The organism is Vibrio lamellibrachiae (assembly GCF_050337265.1).
Lineage (GTDB): Bacteria > Pseudomonadota > Gammaproteobacteria > Enterobacterales > Vibrionaceae > Vibrio > Vibrio kyushuensis.
The window spans coordinates 178493-199418 of record NZ_JAKJSU010000004.1; the positions used below are offsets into that span (position 1 = coordinate 178493).

A 20926-nucleotide genomic window follows, 5' to 3' on the forward strand; every position below is an offset into this window, starting at 1 on the left:
GAACACGTATGCAGTTTATTACCCAAGTTACACATATCATTAATGAACGTGACGCAGTAAAAGAACTCGTAAGTGCGTTATCTCGAGATAATTTGTCGTGCGTGGTGTGTTACTACACTCAAGAGTACAACCAAGAAAATCTTCGCAAAGAATTCACATCATTATTACCGAATGTGTCACTGATCGGCTGTTCTACCTGCCAAGGCATAATGACAGAAAAAGGTGTCCACTTTGGTGCTGTCGTAGGCATTGTCGCTATTTATGATAGTGCTTCTCATGCCTACGGCTCCGGCTTTATTGAACTTACAGAGCAGTGTAATATTGAAGATGCAACGTCTCTTGCGTTAGAACGTGCACTCAAAGAATCAAATAGAGTAGGTGAAGTTCCCGGTTTCATCATCTTGCATGCGACCCCAGGTGTTGAAGAGAAAATAATCGAAGCAATTGATCAAATTTTCCATACTCAAGTTCCTATTATTGGTGGTAGCGCGGCTGACAATCATATTAAAGGCAAGTGGTCCATTTTTACCGAATCTAAATCGACAAGTTCAGGAATGGCATTGCAGCTTTTTTATCCTTCACAAAATGTTACAGCTGGGCTAAGCGCTGGATATTCACCGACCGAATTTACAGGCGTTGCAACTAAATGCAGCGAAAGGGAACTGATTGAAATTGATCATCAACCCGCACAAGACGTATATCTTGAATGGATCAGTGACCATGCTGGCGTTGATGTACCTAAGCATTTTGTATTTGAATTAGTCACAGAGTTTCCACTCGGTAGAAAAGTAGGTGAGGTTTATGAAAGTCCTTACTACAAGTTATCTCACCCAATAAGTATTAGTGATAACAAAGGATTACTGCTATTTACCAATATTTCAGTCGGAGACGAAGTAACATTAATGTCAGGTGACCGCCAACAACTCATTACCCGTGCAGCACGAATTTTAAAAGAGACTAAACGACACATACATTCTGATGATCAAATTATTGGCGCGATTTGCATCATGTGTGCAGGCCCAATGCTTTACTTAGAGCAAGATATACATGAAGTAAATAAAGAAATCTGCAAAGAGCTGAAAAATAACCCTTTTATTTGCCCATTTACTTATGGTGAGCAAGGGCGATTTATTGATGGCGAAAATGCCCATGGAAACTTGATGATATCGTCTGCAGTCTTTCATTCTACTTGGTAGCTCTATGGAAATTAAAACAAAAGAAGAACTAAATGAGATCTTGCTTGAGCTAAAAAGAAGCCAACAAAGAGAAGCGAATCTAGCGTTAGAGAATAGGGCGATCTTAGATTCAATATCTTCCATTACAGGGTCACAAAATAAACATCAGATTTTTCACGAGCTAAAGCGAACACTTGCTCTATATATTGATTTTGAAGACTTTGTTGTTTTAAGTAAAACCTCAAACGATTCAGTATTTGAAACTTTCCTAACGTCAAACTCTGCTTTTGTTAACCTTAAATGGCCTCAAAGTGACAAGTTTTTACGTGTCCTCGACGGTGAGTGCATTATTCTTTTCGAACCAACCCAGCTAGAAGAGTTCTCCCATTTAAACCCATTTGTAAAAGACCAAATAAATTCAGCTCTGATTACAGGCATGAACACCGCAATATCTCAATCCGTCATCATGCTACTCGGTAGTAGCAAAGGAAGATTTCCGATCACTACGCGCGATACGTTGTCACGTTTTAGACCTCTTCTTGAGCGCGCACTGATCGATATAGAACAAAAAGAGAGCTTAAAAGAGTTAGTAGCAATTAGAACTGAAGAGCTTAAGTTAGCTCGAGAAAAAGCAGAGGAAGCAAGTAAAGCAAAGAGCCAGTTTTTAGCGATGATGAGCCATGAACTAAGAACACCTTTGAATACTATTCTTGGTTTTATCGACGTTCTTGAACATGACCTCATTGATAGTAAGCAGTTGTATGCACTCAGCAAAATGGAGTCTTCAGCGGAGTTATTGCTTGTATTGATCAACGATATCTTAGACTTGACCCGTATAGAGTCAGGGCAGTTTTCTATTAACTATCAATGGGTTGAATTAAGAACGGAACTAGAAAAAACGTTAGAGCATTACTATAACCAAGCAGAGCAAAAGAAGCTAAAAGTAACCATTGATTTTGATAGTATCGATAGCAGCCTTTATTGGATAGATCCAACTCGACTATCTCAAATCGTATTTAATTTAATTGGTAACGCAATCAAGTTCACCTTGGCTGGCTGCGTTGATATTTCAGCAAAACTCATTAATAAAGAGCTAATTATTGCTATTACTGATACAGGGATAGGGATAGAACATTCAAGATTGGATACTCTTTTTACGCCATTCAAACAAGCTGATAGCTCGATTACAAGGGAGTTTGGTGGGTCTGGTTTAGGGCTTACAATAACAAAGCACCTAATCGAACTGATGAACGGGAAAATTACGGTCGAAAGCAAACTAGGCAAAGGTTCCTGTTTTTCTGTAAAGATCCCTGTCGATAGAAAACCGGAGAACAACCTAGAACACAAAGCTTCTTCACTTCAACAATATAACATTCAAAAGTCTCACAACGTGTTGGTCGTAGAGGATACTAAAACAAACCAAATGGTCATAAAGCTACTATTAGAGCGATCCGGTTACACGGTAACAACATTATCAAATGGGAGAGACGCGGTGGAACACCTCAAATTCAATAGCCACAATTTGGACGCCGTTATTATGGATCTATCAATGCCGATAATGGATGGCCTAACAGCCACTAAGCTAATACGAACGTTCAACTCAGACATTCCAGTTATAGCATTGACAGCTCACGCAATGGAGCAAAATAGACAAGATTGTTTGCAAGCAGGAATGAATGTGTTCGTAACAAAGCCAATTAGAAGCCAACACATCTTACAGGCACTAGACTCTGTGATCTAAGGGTTGATTACTACATAAAACTCAGACATCAGCTACGATTAAGTTACGCTAACTAATTGTCTGAGTTTATTATGAGTTCTTTTCGACACTTTTTACTCTTAACCTTATTTATCGTTCAAGTCATGATTTTTCCATCATCGGCGTTAGCTTCAAATAAACAGATTACGGTTAGCTATAGCGATAATTGGGCTCCTTACTCATACCTCAATAATGATGTACCTGAAGGTATCTTAGTAAGGATGATGAATGAGTTGTTAGGTGCAAGGCTTAATTATCAAGTCGATTCAGTAGTTCAACCATGGGCTAGGGCGCAGCAAACTGCTTTGGAAGGAAGAGCTGATGCTATATTCACTGCAATCACTCCAGAACGGACTAAGAGTTACCAGCCTTCAAAAGAAGCTCTGTTTTATTTGGATTGGCGCATCTTTGTGTCCGTAAACTCTTCAAAATACGAAGAAATGACGAACAGCGATTCACCATTAGACATTAAAAAACTAAGGCTTATCATCGTAAACGGCGATAGCACCTCAGAAAAAATCTTATTTGAGCAAGGCGTACCTTACATCCAAGTTTCTACCATCCAGCAATGTTTGAAGATGCTACAGTTTGATAGAGCTGATGCGTTTCTGCACTCAAACTTAGTTGGTAAAGTTGGGGTTCTGCAACTAGAGCTAACCAAAGAAATTGTGCCACTTAAAGGTAGCTATGGATCAATTCCATTTGTATTTCTCCTGTCTAACAACTCAAAGGTGCACCCAAGAATTAATAGTGAACTAGATACGTTAGTAAAGAACCTTAAAGACTCAGGCGAGTTCCAGAAGATTTCATCGCAAATTGAAGCAGAAGTTTTGTTAGAAGTGTCTAGGTAATAGAAAACAAGCAAAAGCATAAACCTAATAATCAGATATTATCTTCAGATAAATAGATGATTATTAGGTATTTTATGGTAAATACGATTATGTTCAATTGATGTCTCGTACTGGTAGTAGTCGAGGAATTAGGACCCTTATTAATAGAACCCCACAAACTCAATTTAACATAATATACATAATGCGCACTGAGGTGTGGGGATTTAACAATAGATGAAACTGTATGTTTGAGACTAATAAGTCACTGATAACTAACTCTTAAATCGCTTCTGCGTGTGGTTTCTAATTACTAAGGACGTTTTACCATGGCTATCACTTGCTGTCGTAGACATTTAAAAACTTACCGCTTACCGAACGCTACATTTTGTAACGCTCTGTTTTGTGAGTCATCTTATGTTTCATCATTCGTTCGTAACACTCTACTGGTGCCAGTTTGATTCATTGCCCCAAGGCGCTGAATACTTTCACGTAAACAAAAATACTGTCTCGCGTTGGCTTGATGGCACCGTTCCAATTAACCCAATGGCTGAAAAATTGCTGTTGATTAAGTCTCTCGGCTATTTGCCTAATGATATTCGTTGGTCTGGGTTTCGTGTCTGTGAGCAACGCGGCGTGTTTATAACACCGTCTGGGCGTGAATTTAGCCCTAAGGAATTGGAAAGCTTTGTGTATTGGCGTGATGAACATCGTCAACTTGTAGAGTTACATGGGCGAATTGAATCACCCACGTTAAAGATAATTTAATGCCTTTTCGTGGCGGACGCCGCATGCAAGCGGCTCCTTGGGTACTTTCGAGGAATAAATAACTTTGGCTTTATGGTTCTGGTAGTTCTTCTTTGCCCATCCAATCAAAAGCGGATGCGAGTTCTACAAAGTCTTTGTATTCATTTTTGTCGATCGAACCATAAGGGTGTGCAATATAGAGGTATTGGAGCCAAAGAACCCCTGCCATGCCATGGTTCAAGTTAGTTATATCTCGGGAGTTTTCACTATAATGATTCAATAATTTCTCTGCAATCGTCTGTAATGGCGATAATTTATTCCGAGTTTGTGTCCCACCACCAAGCAGCAGGTATGCAGAAGCTCTCTTATTGCTAGAATCAAAGTGTTCAACAAAAACTCCCTTCAGATAGTCTATATAATCAAATTGAAACACTCCCGTACGGTACGGGTTTTGTGTAGAGTTAAATGTACCACCATCCAATCTATTCGTGATTTTTAATGGGTCTAAATTCATTGAAACAACGCCATTAGTTTTAGGAAGATATGTTTCCAAATATTCAGCAAGGTAAATGATATTCGTCTTTTCACCATCCCTATTCACTCTTTGAAAGTTACCCGATACGATCTCTTCAAATAGCTCATTGTCTAATTCTTTTAGGCAGTGAAGAGTTGTTAACATTAATACGTCAATACATGAATTTTTAGGCATGTTAGAGATAGTCGCAATGATTCTTTCTGCTATTTGTATTGCAGTGCGCGCTGATACTTGAAATGCGTCCAGTACCATGGAAACATTTCTTAACGTGTCATTGCCATTGTCAGTATTGGGTAATATCTCAATTTTTCTATCGTGTAAATAACTACTCGAAAGCTTATAAGCGTCGCAATGAACATCAAGCAAAGACTTTAACTCTGGAGCCTTTAGGCTAAATCGACTATTGAAAAAACGCCCTAAATAGACTCTCGCATCAAAACCCTCGCCATAAACAGCCTTAACTGCATGCTGTAACTGCTCGGTGTCCGTAGCAACAACAAATACAACACCAGGTATGTCAAATATGTGCTTTATTGTTTCTAGCATTTCCACTGCATAGCTAGGTCTACATCGGTCAAGTTCGTCAACAAAAACAAACGCAGGAAATGATGTACCTTTATGAGCCTTAGCTGCGGAAACCCAATCACTGACATTCCGTTTAAGGTTATTTATTGCCTCACCTTTGGCTTCGTGCTCATTTATTAGATGACTTACCACTTTAGAAGCGGCTGAGCTTATGTCAATTTTTTCGTTATTATCACCTTCAACGCTTATTGACTCAATATCAGCACCTTCTTCACTGTTCTCTTGGGCTTCCATTATCGCAACAGGGTCAATACCCAAAAACTTCTTAGATAAGCCACTAGCTAAACCTGGGGCGGCGGCCTTTAATAGTCCTATTAGTTTAGTCGGAGCCTTAAATTTATCCTGACTCTTTCCTGCTTGATCGCTTAAATCTTTAATGATTGCTGAAACGACAGTCATCAATGGGTCTTCTGAATAATCTTTTTCCCAAGCATCTATATACACTACTGGGTAGTGCTCTTTTATATCGTTAGCCCACCGTTTCAAAAAATAGGTTTTACCAGAACCCCAAGTAGAATTAAGGTTTAAGACATAATTTCTTTTCCTTTCCTCTAAAGGTCTTGCCTCGTCAAAACCTTGTGACGACAAGAACTTAGTTAAAAATTCAGCATACTTGGCTCTATCTAGCTCATCTGAAGGGAAAGTAGTGTCTCCAATAAGGACGCTTTCATTCCACTCCATTGCGTTTCTATCTGGCATACAATACCTTTAAAACCTTAGAACACATAAATCGCTCTCCGTTCACTTAAGTCAACTGTCCCATGACACTTTCTAATGTCATGCAATTAAGAATTTCAATTTCTTCCATTATGCCACTTATGGCATTTATAGCCATTCGATAAAACAAAAAAACCGAACCGCATCAAGGAGTTCGGCGTAAATGCCACTATTGTTCGTCATAATAGCTAAGGGTAAAGTGGCAGCTTCTGGATATGACAATTACACATGAAGCAAAGCCAACTTAACAAGCACCCTACTTTATACCACGTGTTATCGGTCTAGATTTGAACTACTTCGTAAACGTTCGGCTCTTGTTACTTTGGGCGTCCTTAGTTTCTAGAACAAGTACACGGTCTGATACACCTCGAAGCCCTTTGGATAACTCGGTGATAATCAATTTTTGATTACGAATGTTGACCACCATGATCGTCGCCAATGCGACGAACTGCGGTGATAAACCCCACGAGCTTAACGCCCCAAACACCACGCTATCCATACAATAGCCCTATTTGCTTGGTTTGAACTTGTCCGGAATGGCTTCCCATAATCCAAGCAAAACAGGAACCACCGCGCCAAACACACCGCCCAATTGACTGAGTACCTGAAGATGAAGCTCAAACACGTAACCTTTTAGCTGTTTTGTTGCAAAATAAGCTCATATGAGCCAATATAATGAGGTCATATGGTCCAACTTAAGGAAGTAATCATGGCGATGAACGAACTAAAACGGTTTCGTCCACAACGAGGAAATAAGATCAGTTTTTGGTCTGGCCTAGGGATCGAGGATGCTAATACGGCCGCTGTACACCAAGGATTTGAACCCAAAGTCTACCGAAATATTATCGAGCGTACCAAGCTGTCGCAAAGTGAGTTTCATCATGTCACGCACATTCCGGTCAGCACCATTAAACGCCGATTAAAAAATGATGAGCGCTTCAATACCCAAGAAAGCGACGCGATCTATCGATTGGCAATGCTCATTAAGTTGGCTACCGAGCTGTTCAATGACGAACAACGTGCCCTCGAGTGGATGAGAGAAAGCGTGTACGGCCTAGGCGGAAAACGTCCGTTGGACATGGTGTCAACCACTGTGGACTTTGAGATTGTTAAAGACTTAATTGGTCGCGTTGAGCATGGGGTATTTTCGTAATGGAGCTGTACCGACTTACGCAGAAAAAGTTTTCGGACACTCCCTTCAGCCCTATTGGCGCAAAGCTGTATGGCGGCCGATGGAACTCAAAAGGAACGGAAGCCCTGTACTTTTCGGAGTCCGAGTCCTTATGTGCATTGGAAGTATTTGTGCACGTAAACAACGATCCAAACATCATCACGCAGTACGATCTCTACCGTATTCACATCCCAGATGAATTAATCGTCAAGCTGGATAACGAAGATTTGCCGACTACTTGGCGAGACATTCCGGCCGGTGAGCCGACACAAGAAATCGGTGATCAGTTCTTGAGCGAGGTAGAACCACAATTTGCCGCGTTACAAGTGCCCTCCACTATTTCCCCTAGAGATCACAACTACGTAGTGAACCCGAACCACCCTAGACTGACCGACATTTTTAATAAACATGAGAAGTTAGACTTTGAGTTTGACCCACGCATTTTTAAGTAAATAATATCGGCTTAGATATGTTGTTCAACGAACAGCGTCTCCAGCGCGTTTTCACTAAATGCTACACTAAGTACTCTTACTCAAAAGTAACTTCCAGTCATTTTCTGATACCTCGTTTTCGTACACTCGAATCCGATAGTATCCAGTTTTGGTTAATGAAGTCACTCTCACGTGCGCACGCCAAACGGGTGGGCGTCTATACCTTAAAGCTGCAATCAAACCATGAAGGTAAAATTCACCATTTTCTATGGATAGTCTTTTATCAGCGACCTTTTTCCCACCCCAAAACTGCCCTAAACCTGCTAAAAATGGATAGATATAAGACATGTGGTTAAGCTCACTAGGCAATATTAATTTTACGATAAACAAGCCCAAGAATGCACCACCAATAGTCATGCAAACGTTGTTAATCGACTGATTTCTTTTGTTGAATTGAATCTTTCTTTTCATACCTCCCCCGTATATAACGTCATTTTTATATAAACAGGGGAATTGTCGAAACCTAACTCTTATAAACTTCGAGGCATATCAAATCAAATTCATTATTGAATAAGTGTTAGAGACTAATCGCTTACAAACAGTTGATAAAGGGAGTATTCAAAAGTTTTTCGATGCAACGTGGATATGCAAATATTTTTGCGATTCTGTATAGCTATATTTTTTCTTTATTTTAAGTATCTTCTTACTAGCACGACAAAGTGACGTACTCCCAGTGCTCTGAACACGCCGAATGGTTGTGTGCTTTTCACCGAGTTTCATCTCTAACATAAGATTACAGAATTCGGTTTCCTTGAACTCCATTCTTCTTAGTTGCTTCACTAAATCCTTCTTAATATTTCTTGCTGTTTTATTATAATCAGCATCATCTTGACCTTGTATTGACCAAGACACTGCTAACACTACTAGCATTAAAACTCGAGCTATCATAAGCACCTCCATTGAGGCACTTTAACATCATGAGCTTATCTTCCAATTTACCAAACGCTCTTCGTCGAGGTATAAGGCATAGGTTTGTAATTACGCTGTTTAACATTAAGCTCTTTTGTTACTCGACTTATTTTTAAAGCCTTGATGTGGAAATACATTACGAATTCGTTGCTGCACTTTTTTAGGAACAGCCTCAGAAAAATCGAGTTTAGTCCCTGTGCGCTGTTGATACACTTTAAAAGTTCCATCAAATGGTACGATGCTCGCGATCTCTTCTACATTATGACGAAACTTGGCAGGGAAATGCCCTTTCACTTTCGATATTTTACCAGCAACGAAGGTTACTTTTAATGCCGGACGATCAACAGCAACTAGCCAAAAAATAATAATGGCCGCAATTAGAATGACGTATAACATAGCTTGTCCTCGTAATAAAATATTAGTTAGAAAGTAGCTTACTTAAATCTTGTTTGAGATCGTTGACTGTTCGACTCGCCTTTTCGCTTCGTGAAGCTTCTGTAAGAAGGTATTCAATAGCATCTGATAAGGTACAACCCAGCTCATTAGCTCTGTAACTAAGCTTTTCCCAAACTCGGTAATCGAGATCAATGGACTTCTTTTTTGTATGAAGCTGTTCTGCATTAAAATGACGTTTTCGTTTTGCTCGAATTGCTTGTTTCATTTTATTATCGAGTTCTAACGCCATATGCTCTTCTATCCAGTCTAGAACGAATGTTGGCTCATGCTCTAACTCTTTTAGTGCTTTAACTGCTGTCTCTTCTTCACTGCTGTCAATATGACGAGTGATTGAGTCACCGTCTTTCCACTTTTTAATTAGGTATTGCCATTTCCAGCCACATTCTAGATTTTCAAGTTGTTGATACTTCATCACTCTGCCCTTTCACTATTTAGGGTGACAGCGTAACTCGATGAGCGGTACTTAACAATTAGCTTATTCAAAATTCTAGAGAAAGATCATTTTATCTATGCCGCAATGCCCTTTTACGTTACAATTTTCAACCCTTAATATGTCATATGACGATAGTGAATGAATCAAGAAATCTGGCGCGCGGTCACGCCACAATACGACGCTTTTAAAGAAACAATTGAAGATATAAATTCAATAGCCCCAAAAGCGTTTATGGAGACTCAAAACCGCCTGTCTGGAGCCATTGATCAGTTTATCGGTCTATCTGGCGTATCAAGAGTGATGATGATTAATGCGCCAGACAATGCGCTCTATCGCAATCTAATCTCTGAGAAAATTCGATCATGCGTTGAATCAACAACCTCTGTGATCTATAGCGAAACGTTAGATTCAACTACAGTCTTTGGTCAATATAAAGCTGAAGATGGCGAGCTGAAACAACACTTTCAAGGGCTGTTAGATCAAGCGAACAACGGCTATTTGATTCTTACGGCTACCTTTTTACTAGCAAACCCTGCTAGTTGGCTCAAGTTAAAATCGGTTGTCTTAGGGCAAAGTGTTTCACCACTTAATCTTGACCGCAAACACGAATTGTTAAAGCCTATTGAAAATCACTACAATCTTAAGATCGTTATTGTCGGCGATAGAGAGCAACTGGCTGAAATAGATTATCTTGATGCAGATATTCATACCGGCCTATGCTTATTTAGTGAATTAGAATTGGAACTTCCCCTTTCGACAGAAACAATTGAGTTGTATCTCGGATACCTTAATTGGGTTTGTACTAGCTACAAGCTCCCTGCACTTGACCCAACCTCGATTGAGCGTTTATTGCTTGCAGGCGCAAGATATAGTGAAGATCAAAGCTATGTGCCAGTGTGCTTAATGTGGCATCTGGCTTTACTTCAAGAGGCAACACTTGTTTCAAATAATGAAACCATCACTTTTGAAGACCTTGATAAAGCTATTGAAAATAAAAAGCATCGTGAGTCTTATCTTCCTGAAAGAGCGTTGTCTGATATCTTAGATGGCCAAGTCATCATCGAAACCACTGGTGAGCAAGTTGGCCAGGTGAATGCACTAACCGTTATTGATGTTGCTGGGCACCCATTATCGTATGGTGAGCCTGCTCGAATCTCATGTGTTATCCACTTTGGCGACGGTGATGTTTCTGATGTAGAACGCAAAGTAGATCTAGCTGGAAACCTTCATGCTAAAGGCATGATGATCATGCAAGCATTTGTAAGCAGTGCATTGCAGCTTGATGAACCACTGCCGTACTCAGCATCACTTGTTTTTGAGCAGTCTTACTGTGAAGTGGATGGCGATAGCGCGTCACTGGCTGAACTGTGTTGTTTTGTTAGTGCATTGTCTGAATATCCTATCAGCCAAGAAATTTCAGTAACTGGTGCCGTTGATCAATTTGGCCGTGTTCAAGCTGTTGGCGGACTCAACGAAAAGATTGAAGGTTTTTATCACGTCTGTAAACACCAAGGTTTCACTGGTAATCAAGGGGTGATATTACCCCGCTCAAACTTAAAACACTTAGCGTTAGATAAATCCGTTATTGAAAGCATCAAATCTGGTGAGTTTCATATCTGGCCTGTATCTAATGTGGATGAAGCCGTCCCTATTTTAATGAAACAACCTTTTAGAGGTGATGACGACAACAGTGTCGTTAGTAAAATCGCTGAACGTATTGAAAACTTTGAAAGACTTGAACATCCACCAGGAATTGTAGAGCGGTTCAAAAACTGGCTCTCATCTTACTGATCGGAGTTGTTTAGCGTACACCTGTTCACTAACATGCACATATCAGAAATTGGAGTGATAGATATAATGCAAAACAAAAAAGATTCTTACGACCGTGACGACCTACTAGCTTCTAGCCGAGGCGAGTTATTTGGCCCTGGTTACCCTCAATTACCAGCGCCAAACATGCTAATGATGGACCGCGTAAGTAAGATGTCTGAAACTGAAGGCGATTTTGGTAAAGGCTTAGTGATCGCTGAGCTTGATATTACTCCCGATCTTTGGTTCTTCGATTGCCATTTCCCAGGTGACCCTGTAATGCCAGGCTGTCTTGGTCTTGATGCAATGTGGCAGTTAGTTGGTTTCTACCTTGGTTGGGTTGGCGGCAAAGGTAAAGGCCGTGCTCTTGGTGTAGGCGAAGTTAAATTCACAGGCCAAGTATTACCAACGGCGAAAAAAGTAACATACGAAATTCACATGAAACGTGTTGTTAACCGCCGATTAGTAATGGGCGTTGCTGATGGCCGCGTTCTTGTAGATGGTAAAGAGATTTACGTGGCAAAAGACCTTAAAGTTGGCCTTTTCCAAGATACGTCTACATTTTAATTTGTAGATAATTCATAAGCGACTCACCGGAGTCGCTTTATTTACACCATAGAATTTAGTTATAGTGCGTTAGGGTTGATTTATATAGCCCCTTTCGGGGCTAATGTTCCTCTAGCTTGTATGTGGAAAGAAGTTATTTATAAAGGCCAGATTGTTTATCGTCTCTGGCATCGCGCCACCCACCTAACCAGTAAGACTTCGCATCCATTTGTTGATACGGGCAGTTTTCGGAAGATCTTCCGTTTAGTCCTGCTTTGTAGCCTTGAGATTGAGCTCTTTCTAGGCGGTCACGCTTTTGTCTCTTCATAGTGTCGTCCTCATACATGAACATGGTTTCTACGTACTACTAAATCTATCTGGAGGTTTTTCGCTCCAACTTTAAGATTCGATCAAAAACTGAGTTTTCTCAAGTAAAAAAAAAGCACAGCACCAAAAATGTGATGCTGTGCTCTAGATTACAATTTAACCTACTTTCGGCGGAACCCTAGCAGGCCAAATAGTGCAAACATGGCCCAACCTATGCTTCCACCTTGTCTTTCAACAGCCGGCTCTTCGATACCTCGAGTGACAATGTCACTACTTGTTGCCCCTTGAATAGGGATTAACTTAACTGCAACTGTTTCTTCAGTTTTAGAACCACCACCACAGTATGAGTTGTGTGTAGTATTGTCGTAACCGCCATCACACTTGATTGCAGTTGCAGAAATTACACCAGCATCGTTAATGTCTGTTGCATTAATGATGCGAAATTGATTGCTATGATCACCTGGATTAGAGTTTGCACTAGTAGTGTTTGTTAAGTTATCTAAGTACTGTGCTTTATTCTGAAAGATAGCCCTGCGAGTGTCATTCGTATTATCAAAATCATATGGATAGATAAAGCCGCGTAAACGGCGTGGTTTACCATTGTTCTCACGAGTATCTTCTGCATCAATTTGCCCTACAATTTCATTGTAGTTATTAACTGCACCCGCTTTACCACCAGCACCATCAAAGAATATTCCACCGGAAAGAAAAGTAGCGCTTGGGGATGTGCTGCCCGCATCACTCACGAACAAACGATTTCCAGCGGCACCATTTTGTGGGTAATAGCCACTGCGTTTTGCAGTACCTATGACTAATAGGTTTTCATTAATACCTGTTGCTACGGAATTGCTGTGAATGGTATCACCATCGATGCGCTGTTGAGCTCCTGAGATCTCATGCAAGGTAGTCCAATCAGATGTTGATGGGTCATATGCCTCATCAATGATGAAAATAGAAGCGTTATAATAGTTGTCATCTTTAAACGTATTGTACCCAACCGCATAAATATTGTTGTCTTTAACTACAACATCACGAAGGCTTCCCTGAGCTAGCAATTCACCATCTTTTTCTGGTACCCCTGATTGCCAACTTAGTTGAAGTGGAGCTTCACCGTTGCGCCAAATTGCAGCTTTAGATGAATGATGTTCCCCTTCATTATTGTTCGCACTTGTTGCGATACTACCAACTGAAAAAGTATCCGTAGAATCTACCGCCCAAGCTCGACCTTGTTTCCAATCACCGTTATCTGCACTGCCTGCCTGTTCAATTGGAGACACTATTTCGTTACGTGTACCTCCAACAATACTTCTATTCCCAACAGGAAGACCTGACTCAGTTAGGCTATTAATAACATTATTGAACTTGTTGGTGTATGCGCCACTCTCGACAAAAGCTAATGAATTTGAAGTTGTACTACCATTTTTTTCATCGTTCCAAGGCTTCCAATGTTCATCAGCCCAAGTTTCACATGTTGAATAAAGAAGCTCTCGGTAACAATAGTACTTAAAGTCATCATAATCCTGGATACGGCTAAAGCCTCGGTCCATACCAAATGGCGACTCTTCTCTGTAGCTGACGCCATCGACAGAAATTCGACTTTCTCCAGCTAATTTAAAGCTATTAGAAACACAATTTACCGCATCTGTATCAAAGCAACCTAGCGGTAATTCTAATGGTGTAGGATTCGAATTATCTAAAGCAACGCCAGGTTGAATAGCAACCCCATGAACTTCTTCATTATCACGAGAGCTAATACCTTCATGAGGAACCTCTACGATAGTATAAAGAGCTGCATTAGCAGAGGTGGCGGCTAAAACAGTTGCCGCAATGGTCGATAACTTAAATGTTTTACTACTAATCAAAATTAACTTTCCTGTTGCATAGCTTCGAGCTCTTCCCATCGCTCGAAAGCAGATTCCAGCTCCTGCTCTGTTGCAGATAGCTTATCCAATGTGGTTTGAGTTACGTCTACAGACTTTGCAAAAAACTCTGGGTCATTAACCAGTGTCTGTAGATTTTCAATTTCCTGCTCTAATTCTTCTAAACGAAGTGGCAAAGATTCTAACTCTCGTTGCAGCTTATAAGATAACTTCTTAGGTTTAGCCTTTAAAACTGCCGTTTTGGGAGTTTCCTCAACTACTTTCTTAGGTTCTGTTGGTTTTTGCGCCAAACGAGCCTTGTTAACCTGTGCTCTTTGTTGCTGAGCATCATGATAACCACCAACAAACTCTTCGATTACTCCATTACCTTCGAAGATCCAACTTGTCATCACTGTATTGTCTACAAACTGACGATCGTGGCTTACAAGAAGTAGCGTACCCTGATAGTTGGCAAGCAAATCTTCTAAAAGTTCCAAAGTTTCGATATCTAAATCGTTGGTTGGTTCATCGAGAATAAGCAAATTATTCTGTTTTAAGAAAATACGAGCAAGAAGAAGACGATTTTTCTCTCCGCCAGACAATGCTTTAACTGGAGTACGCGCTCGTTTAGGTGCAAACAGGAAATCTTGCAAATAACTTAATGCGTGACGCTCGCGACCACCAACCATGACCTCTTGTTTACCGTCGGCCAAGTTATCAATCACAGACTTCTCTGGATCCAAAATCTCACGATATTGGTCAAAATACGCCACTTCCAATTTGGTACCACAGTGTAGGCGACCAGAATCAGGTTGTAACTTGTCTAATAGCAGCTTAAGTAACGTACTCTTACCACAACCATTCGGCCCAATCAGAGCTATGCGATCACCACGCATGATATTGAAGCTAAAGTTAGAAACTATCTTCTTGCCTTCAATTTCGTAATTAAGGTTTTCTGCTTCAAATACAATCTTGCCAGAACGCGCTGCGCTATCAATATTAAGGTTAACCTTACCTTGAACTTCACGACGATTACTACGTTCCTCACGCAGCTTTTTAAGCGCACGTACACGCCCTTCGTTACGAGTACGACGAGCTTTAATACCCTGTCTAATCCAAACTTCTTCTTGAGCAAGTTTCTTATCGAACTCGGCGTTTTGCATCTCTTCAACGCGTAGAAGGTTCTCTTTTTCAATTAGGTAATTTTCGTAATCACCAGGGAAAGAGTTCAACTTGCCTCGATCAAGATCAACAATGCGTGTTGCCATTGATTTAATGAACGCACGGTCATGCGAGATAAAGATAATTGAGCCACGGAAATCTTTCAGATAGTTTTCTAACCATTCAATCGTCGCAACATCAAGGTGGTTTGTTGGTTCATCGAGCAACAGTACTTGAGGGTCGCTCACAAGCGCTCTAGCAAGCGCCGCTTTACGTTGCCAGCCACCAGAAAGGTCGGTTAACTTAGTTGAAGCGTCAAGCTTTAGAGAAGCGAGTACGTTGGTGATACGCTCTTCAAATCGCCACGCATTACTGTGGTCAAGCTTATCCTGTACACGCGATAACTTGTTTATATTCGATTCACTTGGATCAATAGCGATAAGATCAAGAAGATCGTGGTAGATCTTAAGCTGTTCTCCTACCTCTGCTAGTCCACCAGAGACATAATCAAATACAGTGCCCTGTTCATTTCTTGGTGGATCTTGCTCTAAACGAGAAACAACCACGTCTTGAGTGATTGTTAACTTGCCGTCATCCATCAGGATATTACGAGATAGAACTTTCATTAGCGTTGACTTACCGGCACCGTTGCGGCCGACAAGACAAACTCTCTCATTCTCTTGAAGTGCGAAATCAGAGTGATCGAGTAAAGGGTGATCGCCAAATGCTAGCGATCCGTTATTAATGGTGAGTAATGCCATTTTTATCTAACCAACTTTGTAATTCTTGTGAGTCAAAAGGCCAATTGAGTTCCGACTGTTCAAATTTCACAACCGGAATAGTGACCCCGTAACGGGAAAATAGAGTTTCATCAAAAGCAATATCAACAATCTGAATCTCTTTGGAGACTTGGCTTGCTTTTAGAAGTTCAAAAGCCATCTCACAGAGATGGCATCCTTCAGTACTGTATAATGTGATCAAATCATCACCCTATTAGTACTAGCTAGCGTGTGTTACTAACCAGCAGTTATGAATATGTTTATTTCTAGAAAAGTCTAATGGAAGTGTCGAGGAAGAAATATTCTTAGCCTCTAACCCCAGCTCTTTTAGTGCTTCTAGATCCATTTTGAAGTGACGCTTGTTATTTGAGAATACAATCGTTCCTTCTTCGCGCAATAAACGCTTTAGGTCTGTCATTAACTGAATATGATCACGTTGGATATCAAAAGACTGCGCCATACGCTTAGAGTTAGAGAACGTAGGTGGGTCAATGAAGATAAGATCATATTGGCTATCTGTCATGCTTAACCATTTAAGACAATCAGCTTGTTCGAAAGTATGTTCACGCCCTACTTTACCATTCAGCGTCATATTGTCTTTAGCCCACTCTAGATAGGTATTTGACATATCGACCGTCGTCGTAGACTTTGCGCCACCACAAGCTGCATGTACCGTTGCAGAACCTGTATAAGCAAATAGATTTAAGAAATCTTTGCCGTTGGCCAGTTCGCCCAATTTTCGACGAGTGATTTTATGATCAAGGAACAAACCTGTATCAAGGTAATCATGAAGGTTCACGATTAGCTTCACGCCGTACTCGTGTACTTCAAGTCTTTCTGATTGCTGACCAAGCTTTTGGTACTGAGAGCGACCTTTTTGCTTTTCACGCACTTTAAGAACAACTTTATTGGCTTCTGTCCCTGTTACATCTATTGCAGCTCTGATCACATCAGTTAAACGACGCTTTGCCGTTTCTTCTGGAACATCTTTTGGTGCGGCGTATTCTTGAATCACTAAATGATCTAAGTAGATGTCTATTGCTACATTGTATTCAGGTAGGTCAGCATCATAAATTCGGTAACATTCGAGCTTCTCTTTACGAGCCCATTTACCAATCTTTCCGATGTTTTTCTTCAAACGGTTCGAGAAATCTGGGGCTACTACCGAATCGGCTTTGGTTGCATCAACAGAGTCTGAACGTCGGCTTGAAATAGAGTAGTTCTTTTGGTGACACGGTAACGCACCGTTGTTCAATTTGAACTGCTTATCTGCACGCATACGTAAGCAGCTTAGTAGTTCGTCAGAGCTAGAGAATATAGAAGCCGTATTACCACCGAACTCGGACTTCAGTTGAGCCCCAAACGCTGTATACAGTGCGATCAAACCAGGATGGGTACCCAGACGCTCACCATAAGGTGGGTTAGAGACGATCACGCCAGATTCGAATTCCTTTGGACGCTTAAGTTGAGCAGCATCGCTAACTTCAAATTCAATTAGGCTCTCAACACCTGCTCTGCGTGCATTATCACGTGCTGTTTTCAACACTCGCTCATCGTTATCATAACCGTAAAACTTACAGTCAACTTTATTGACACCACGACGACCTTGCACTGCAGCCTCTGCTTTTACTTCTGTCCAAAGTTCAGATTCGAAGTCTTCAAGTGCTTCAAATCCCCACTTTTGACGTTTAATACCCGGTGCGACATTAGCGGCCATCATTGCAGCTTCAATAACTAACGTACCAGAGCCACACATAGGATCTAGGAAAGGTACTGATGCATCCCAACCACTTCTTAGGATAATTGCGGCAGCAAGTGTCTCACGTAAAGGAGCACGTCCCGCTTCAGGACGGTAACCACGTTGGTGTAACCCCCCGCCTACCATATCGATACCTAATATCGCTTTATCACGGTGAAGTCTAACGTGAATACGAAGATCTGCTTGATCTTTACTGATCGACGGTCTTGGTAAGTTCTTCTTTGTAAAGCAATCAACAATGGCGTCTTTCACTTTCATTGCGCCGTATTGGCTGTTACGAATTTCGTTGTTTGTACCGTTAAAATCAACAACAAACTTCTTTGAGCTGTGGAAATGGTTCACCCAGTTAACAGCTGTTGCTGATAAATAGAGGTCCATATCATCGTTACAGGTAAATTCAGAAAGAACACGTACAAACCTAGAAGCTAAACGGCTCCATAAACAGCAACGATAAATTTGCTCAGTTGATGCCTTAAACTTCACCCCTGCTTGAACAGGTTTTGGATTTTGAATGCCTAACTTGATCAGTTCTTCAACCAATAAGTTTTCAAGGCCGTTTGAGGTAACTGCTAGATATTGATGCATAGTGCTCTTTAAGTATTAAAAAATGACCCCGCATTATACCTGACTATCAATTTATATACCTACCTATCCAATTATAAAGTTATTCGATCGCCTAAATTTCTCACTCGTCACCCAAATAACTGAGCATTTATCCATCAGTTGTCATTTTGTTTCTTATTTTCAAGCTGTTTGCTTAGTCGTGGCCAAAAGCAACCTATTTACAAGGCCTGTATAGATAGTGAATACTTATTCGCACTAAAGTTGGACTATACCAACTTGCGATTCCGAGTGAAAGTTAGTTACATTTTTAGCTAAAATGGGAACTATTGAGGGTTTTAGGGGAACGAGTAGCCCCTTTATCTCAATTCAGAATTGAAATTATTTTTAGATAAACGAGATAGTTCACGCTAATTGGAATGATTAACGAACGAAAAATGAAGAATAAACATCGCCAGGCAGGAATTTCGGGCAAAAAAAATCGGCCAATGGCCGATTAAATAACGTAAAGGAACGAGTGTTACGGCTAGCCGACTAATGCAATCGGCTGGCTCTGGAACATGCTATTAGCTAACTGCATTCGATCATGCATCACTTTAATCGCCTGACCAAAAACAAGTGCTTTAGTAGACGATAGCTCAAATGCTTCAGTCTCTATAGAGGCAATCAAACTAGCAGACTCGCCTACTTCTAGAATAATGAAACAACCATCACTATGCTGATTCGTTAACCTAACAATATCACCTTCAGTGGGTGTAAATTCACCATATTGGTTATCAAAAAACCAACTCTTAGGTTGTACAGGCTTATGAAAGCGTTTTGCAGCGACACAATAGAGCGCCAATTCAGCTTGTCGAGGCTCATTTAAAGGAAGTAAGGAGATTTGTTCTTTGAATGTTTGAAATGCAGACGCATCATCAACAGAGAATTCATTAATACCAACAGCGCACTCAACCAGTAGCTTTCGAGGAAGATTGGTTTTAAATACAATGTCATCACCAAGGTCCAGCATTAGGTTGCTCTCCTTGTCATCGTAGTACCAAGTCCATTTGTCGCTGGGTTTAAGCATCGTATCACTCTCTAATTTACGAATTATCAAGCCATTAGGTAAAATGCTTGCTTACCTTTCGCTATCGATTAGCATAATTCTACGAGTGAATCGCTAAAAAAAAAGAGGAAATGAATTCTCATTTCCTCTTAGAAAGTGCCTACAAGAGCATATAAACAAACGTTACAACGTCATCATTTATTATTGATCTCTATAGGTTCTATTCGATCGTTGTAAATTAAAGATTCTTAACGATATTTTGGACTAGCTTCGGTCCATGGTAGATAAAACCAGAATAAACTTGGACAAGCTGAGCACCGGCCATCAACTTTTCTTTTGCAGATACATAAGAATCAACACCACCAACACCAATAATCGGTAATGTGTCCCCTAGCTCTTCATGAAGACGTCGAACAACTTCAGTACTGCGCGCTTGAACAGGACGGCCACTTAGGCCACCAGCTTCGTTTGCATGCTTCATACCTTCAACAATTGAACGATCTAATGTTGTGTTCGTCGCGATCACACCATCGATCTTATTTTTGATCAATGATTGAGAAATCTGACTGATCTCATCATCACTAAGATCCGGTGCGATCTTTAATGTAAGCGGAACATATTTATCATATTTAGCTGCTAATTCTGTTTGCTTAGCTTTTAACTCAACCAACAGATCATCTAATGCTTCACCATATTGAAGACTACGTAGTCCCGGAGTATTTGGAGAAGAGATATTCACCGCAATGTAATCAGCATACTGATAAACCTTTTCCATACAGATAAGGTAATCTTCAGCACCCTTTTCAATTGGCGTATCTTTATTCTTACCAATGTTAATGCCTAATACACAGCTGTATTTTGCTTTCTTAACATTTTCAACTAGGTTATCAACCCCTAGATTATTGAAGCCCATACGATTGATAATGCCTTCAGCTTCAACTAAGCGAAATAGTCTTGGCTTATCATTACCAGATTGTGGACGAGGAGTAACAGTACCAACCTCAACAAATCCAAAACCCATCGCATCGAAAGCTTCGATACACTCACCATTTTTATCGAGACCCGCAGCTAAACCTACTGGGTTTCTAAATGTCAGTCCCATACACTCAACAGTACGCGCTGGTAAATGTTGGCGATAGAAAAGATCTAATGGCGTTCCCGTTAAACGTTTGAAATTTTGAATTGCAAGATCATGTGCCTTTTCGGCATCAAGTTGGAAAAAGCCAGTTCTGGCTAGACGGTAAAGCATTGTGCCTCCGAAAGAATAAAAAG

General features: G+C 40.6%; 20 protein-coding genes and 1 pseudogene. 8 read left to right on the plus strand and 13 right to left on the minus strand.

Annotated features, from left to right (window positions below; translation table 11 throughout):
- Positions 1-8 precede the first annotated feature (8 nt).
- The 4 genes and pseudogenes from L4C54_RS01015 (at position 9) to L4C54_RS01030 (ending at position 4591) form a co-directional block, all read left to right on the plus strand.
- Positions 9-1196, plus strand: a complete 1188-nt coding sequence (locus L4C54_RS01015; protein ID WP_428806731.1) for an FIST signal transduction protein — start codon at positions 9-11, stop codon at positions 1194-1196.
- A gap of 4 nt (positions 1197-1200) precedes the next feature.
- Positions 1201-2916, plus strand: a complete 1716-nt coding sequence (locus L4C54_RS01020) for a response regulator (RefSeq protein WP_428806732.1) — start codon at positions 1201-1203, stop codon at positions 2914-2916.
- A gap of 71 nt (positions 2917-2987) precedes the next feature.
- The gene (locus tag L4C54_RS01025; protein ID WP_428806733.1) at positions 2988-3785 is read left to right on the plus strand and encodes a substrate-binding periplasmic protein; all 798 of its coding nucleotides are present in this window, start codon (positions 2988-2990) and stop codon (positions 3783-3785) included.
- 393 nt (positions 3786-4178) lie between these two features.
- A pseudogene (locus tag L4C54_RS01030) lies at positions 4179-4591 on the plus strand (DUF3653 domain-containing protein).
- Positions 4592-4599: 8 nt separating this feature from the next.
- Here the strand turns inward: L4C54_RS01030 and L4C54_RS01035 are convergent.
- Both L4C54_RS01035 and L4C54_RS01040 read right to left on the minus strand, forming a co-directional pair.
- Positions 4600-6327: a KAP family P-loop NTPase fold protein gene (locus tag L4C54_RS01035; RefSeq protein WP_428806734.1), complete on the minus strand. Its 1728-nt coding sequence runs from the start codon at positions 6325-6327 to the stop codon at positions 4600-4602.
- A 310-nt stretch (positions 6328-6637) separates the two neighbouring features.
- Positions 6638-6844, minus strand: coding sequence for a hypothetical protein (locus L4C54_RS01040; RefSeq protein ID WP_428806735.1), 207 nt, complete (start codon positions 6842-6844; stop codon positions 6638-6640).
- A 210-nt stretch (positions 6845-7054) separates the two neighbouring features.
- Here L4C54_RS01040 and L4C54_RS01045 point away from each other — a divergent pair, with 210 nt between their 5' ends.
- Entirely contained in the window at positions 7055-7498 is a 444-nt protein-coding gene (locus tag L4C54_RS01045) for an Xre family toxin-antitoxin system antitoxin (RefSeq protein ID WP_428806736.1), read from the plus strand.
- Complete coding sequence (locus L4C54_RS01050; RefSeq protein WP_428806737.1) at positions 7498-7968, plus strand: RES family NAD+ phosphorylase; 471 nt, start codon at positions 7498-7500, stop codon at positions 7966-7968. The genes L4C54_RS01045 and L4C54_RS01050 overlap by 1 nt, the downstream gene beginning before the upstream one ends.
- A 66-nt stretch (positions 7969-8034) precedes the next feature.
- Here the strand turns inward: L4C54_RS01050 and L4C54_RS01055 are convergent, their stop codons facing one another.
- The 4 genes from L4C54_RS01055 to matP all read right to left on the minus strand — a co-directional run bounded on the left by L4C54_RS01055 (position 8035) and on the right by matP (position 9784).
- Positions 8035-8418 (minus strand): hypothetical protein, encoded by a 384-nt coding sequence (locus L4C54_RS01055; RefSeq protein ID WP_428806738.1) that lies wholly within the window; start codon positions 8416-8418, stop codon positions 8035-8037.
- A 147-nt stretch (positions 8419-8565) separates the two neighbouring features.
- The gene (locus L4C54_RS01060; RefSeq protein WP_428806739.1) at positions 8566-8895 is read right to left on the minus strand and encodes a hypothetical protein; all 330 of its coding nucleotides are present in this window, start codon (positions 8893-8895) and stop codon (positions 8566-8568) included.
- A 105-nt stretch (positions 8896-9000) separates the two neighbouring features.
- The gene (locus L4C54_RS01065) at positions 9001-9312 is read right to left on the minus strand and encodes a DUF3634 family protein (protein WP_428801986.1); all 312 of its coding nucleotides are present in this window, start codon (positions 9310-9312) and stop codon (positions 9001-9003) included.
- Between the two features lie 22 nt (positions 9313-9334).
- On the minus strand, positions 9335-9784 hold the full coding sequence (gene matP / locus L4C54_RS01070) for a macrodomain Ter protein MatP (protein ID WP_428801985.1): 450 nt from the start codon (positions 9782-9784) through the stop codon (positions 9335-9337).
- Positions 9785-9943: 159 nt separating this feature from the next.
- Here matP and L4C54_RS01075 point away from each other — a divergent pair, with 159 nt between their 5' ends.
- Both L4C54_RS01075 and fabA read left to right on the plus strand, forming a co-directional pair.
- Positions 9944-11596, plus strand: a complete 1653-nt coding sequence (locus L4C54_RS01075) for an AAA family ATPase (RefSeq protein WP_428806740.1) — start codon at positions 9944-9946, stop codon at positions 11594-11596.
- A 66-nt stretch (positions 11597-11662) separates the two neighbouring features.
- On the plus strand, positions 11663-12181 hold the full coding sequence (fabA, locus tag L4C54_RS01080) for a bifunctional 3-hydroxydecanoyl-ACP dehydratase/trans-2-decenoyl-ACP isomerase (protein ID WP_428806741.1): 519 nt from the start codon (positions 11663-11665) through the stop codon (positions 12179-12181).
- Positions 12182-12314: 133 nt separating this feature from the next.
- Here fabA and rmf read toward each other — a convergent pair whose 3' ends face one another.
- The 7 genes from rmf to pyrD form a co-directional block, all read right to left on the minus strand.
- Positions 12315-12488, minus strand: coding sequence for a ribosome modulation factor (gene rmf / locus L4C54_RS01085; RefSeq protein ID WP_248010103.1), 174 nt, complete (start codon positions 12486-12488; stop codon positions 12315-12317).
- A 160-nt stretch (positions 12489-12648) separates the two neighbouring features.
- Positions 12649-14346 (minus strand): DUF3466 family protein, encoded by a 1698-nt coding sequence (locus L4C54_RS01090; RefSeq protein WP_428807381.1) that lies wholly within the window; start codon positions 14344-14346, stop codon positions 12649-12651.
- A 5-nt stretch (positions 14347-14351) separates the two neighbouring features.
- Positions 14352-16268, minus strand: a complete 1917-nt coding sequence (locus tag L4C54_RS01095; RefSeq protein WP_428806742.1) for an ABC transporter ATP-binding protein — start codon at positions 16266-16268, stop codon at positions 14352-14354.
- Positions 16249-16488 carry a glutaredoxin family protein gene (locus tag L4C54_RS01100; protein ID WP_428806743.1) on the minus strand — a complete coding sequence of 80 codons (240 nt, stop codon included), beginning with the start codon at positions 16486-16488 and terminating at the stop codon, positions 16249-16251. The genes L4C54_RS01095 and L4C54_RS01100 overlap by 20 nt, the downstream gene beginning before the upstream one ends.
- An 18-nt stretch (positions 16489-16506) precedes the next feature.
- Positions 16507-18630, minus strand: coding sequence for a bifunctional 23S rRNA (guanine(2069)-N(7))-methyltransferase RlmK/23S rRNA (guanine(2445)-N(2))-methyltransferase RlmL (gene rlmKL / locus L4C54_RS01105; protein WP_428806744.1), 2124 nt, complete (start codon positions 18628-18630; stop codon positions 16507-16509).
- Between the two features lie 502 nt (positions 18631-19132).
- Positions 19133-19675, minus strand: a complete 543-nt coding sequence (locus L4C54_RS01110; RefSeq protein WP_428806745.1) for a cell division protein ZapC — start codon at positions 19673-19675, stop codon at positions 19133-19135.
- Between the two features lie 217 nt (positions 19676-19892).
- Positions 19893-20903, minus strand: coding sequence for a quinone-dependent dihydroorotate dehydrogenase (pyrD, locus tag L4C54_RS01115; RefSeq protein WP_428801977.1), 1011 nt, complete (start codon positions 20901-20903; stop codon positions 19893-19895).
- Between the last annotated feature and the right edge of the window lie 23 nt (positions 20904-20926).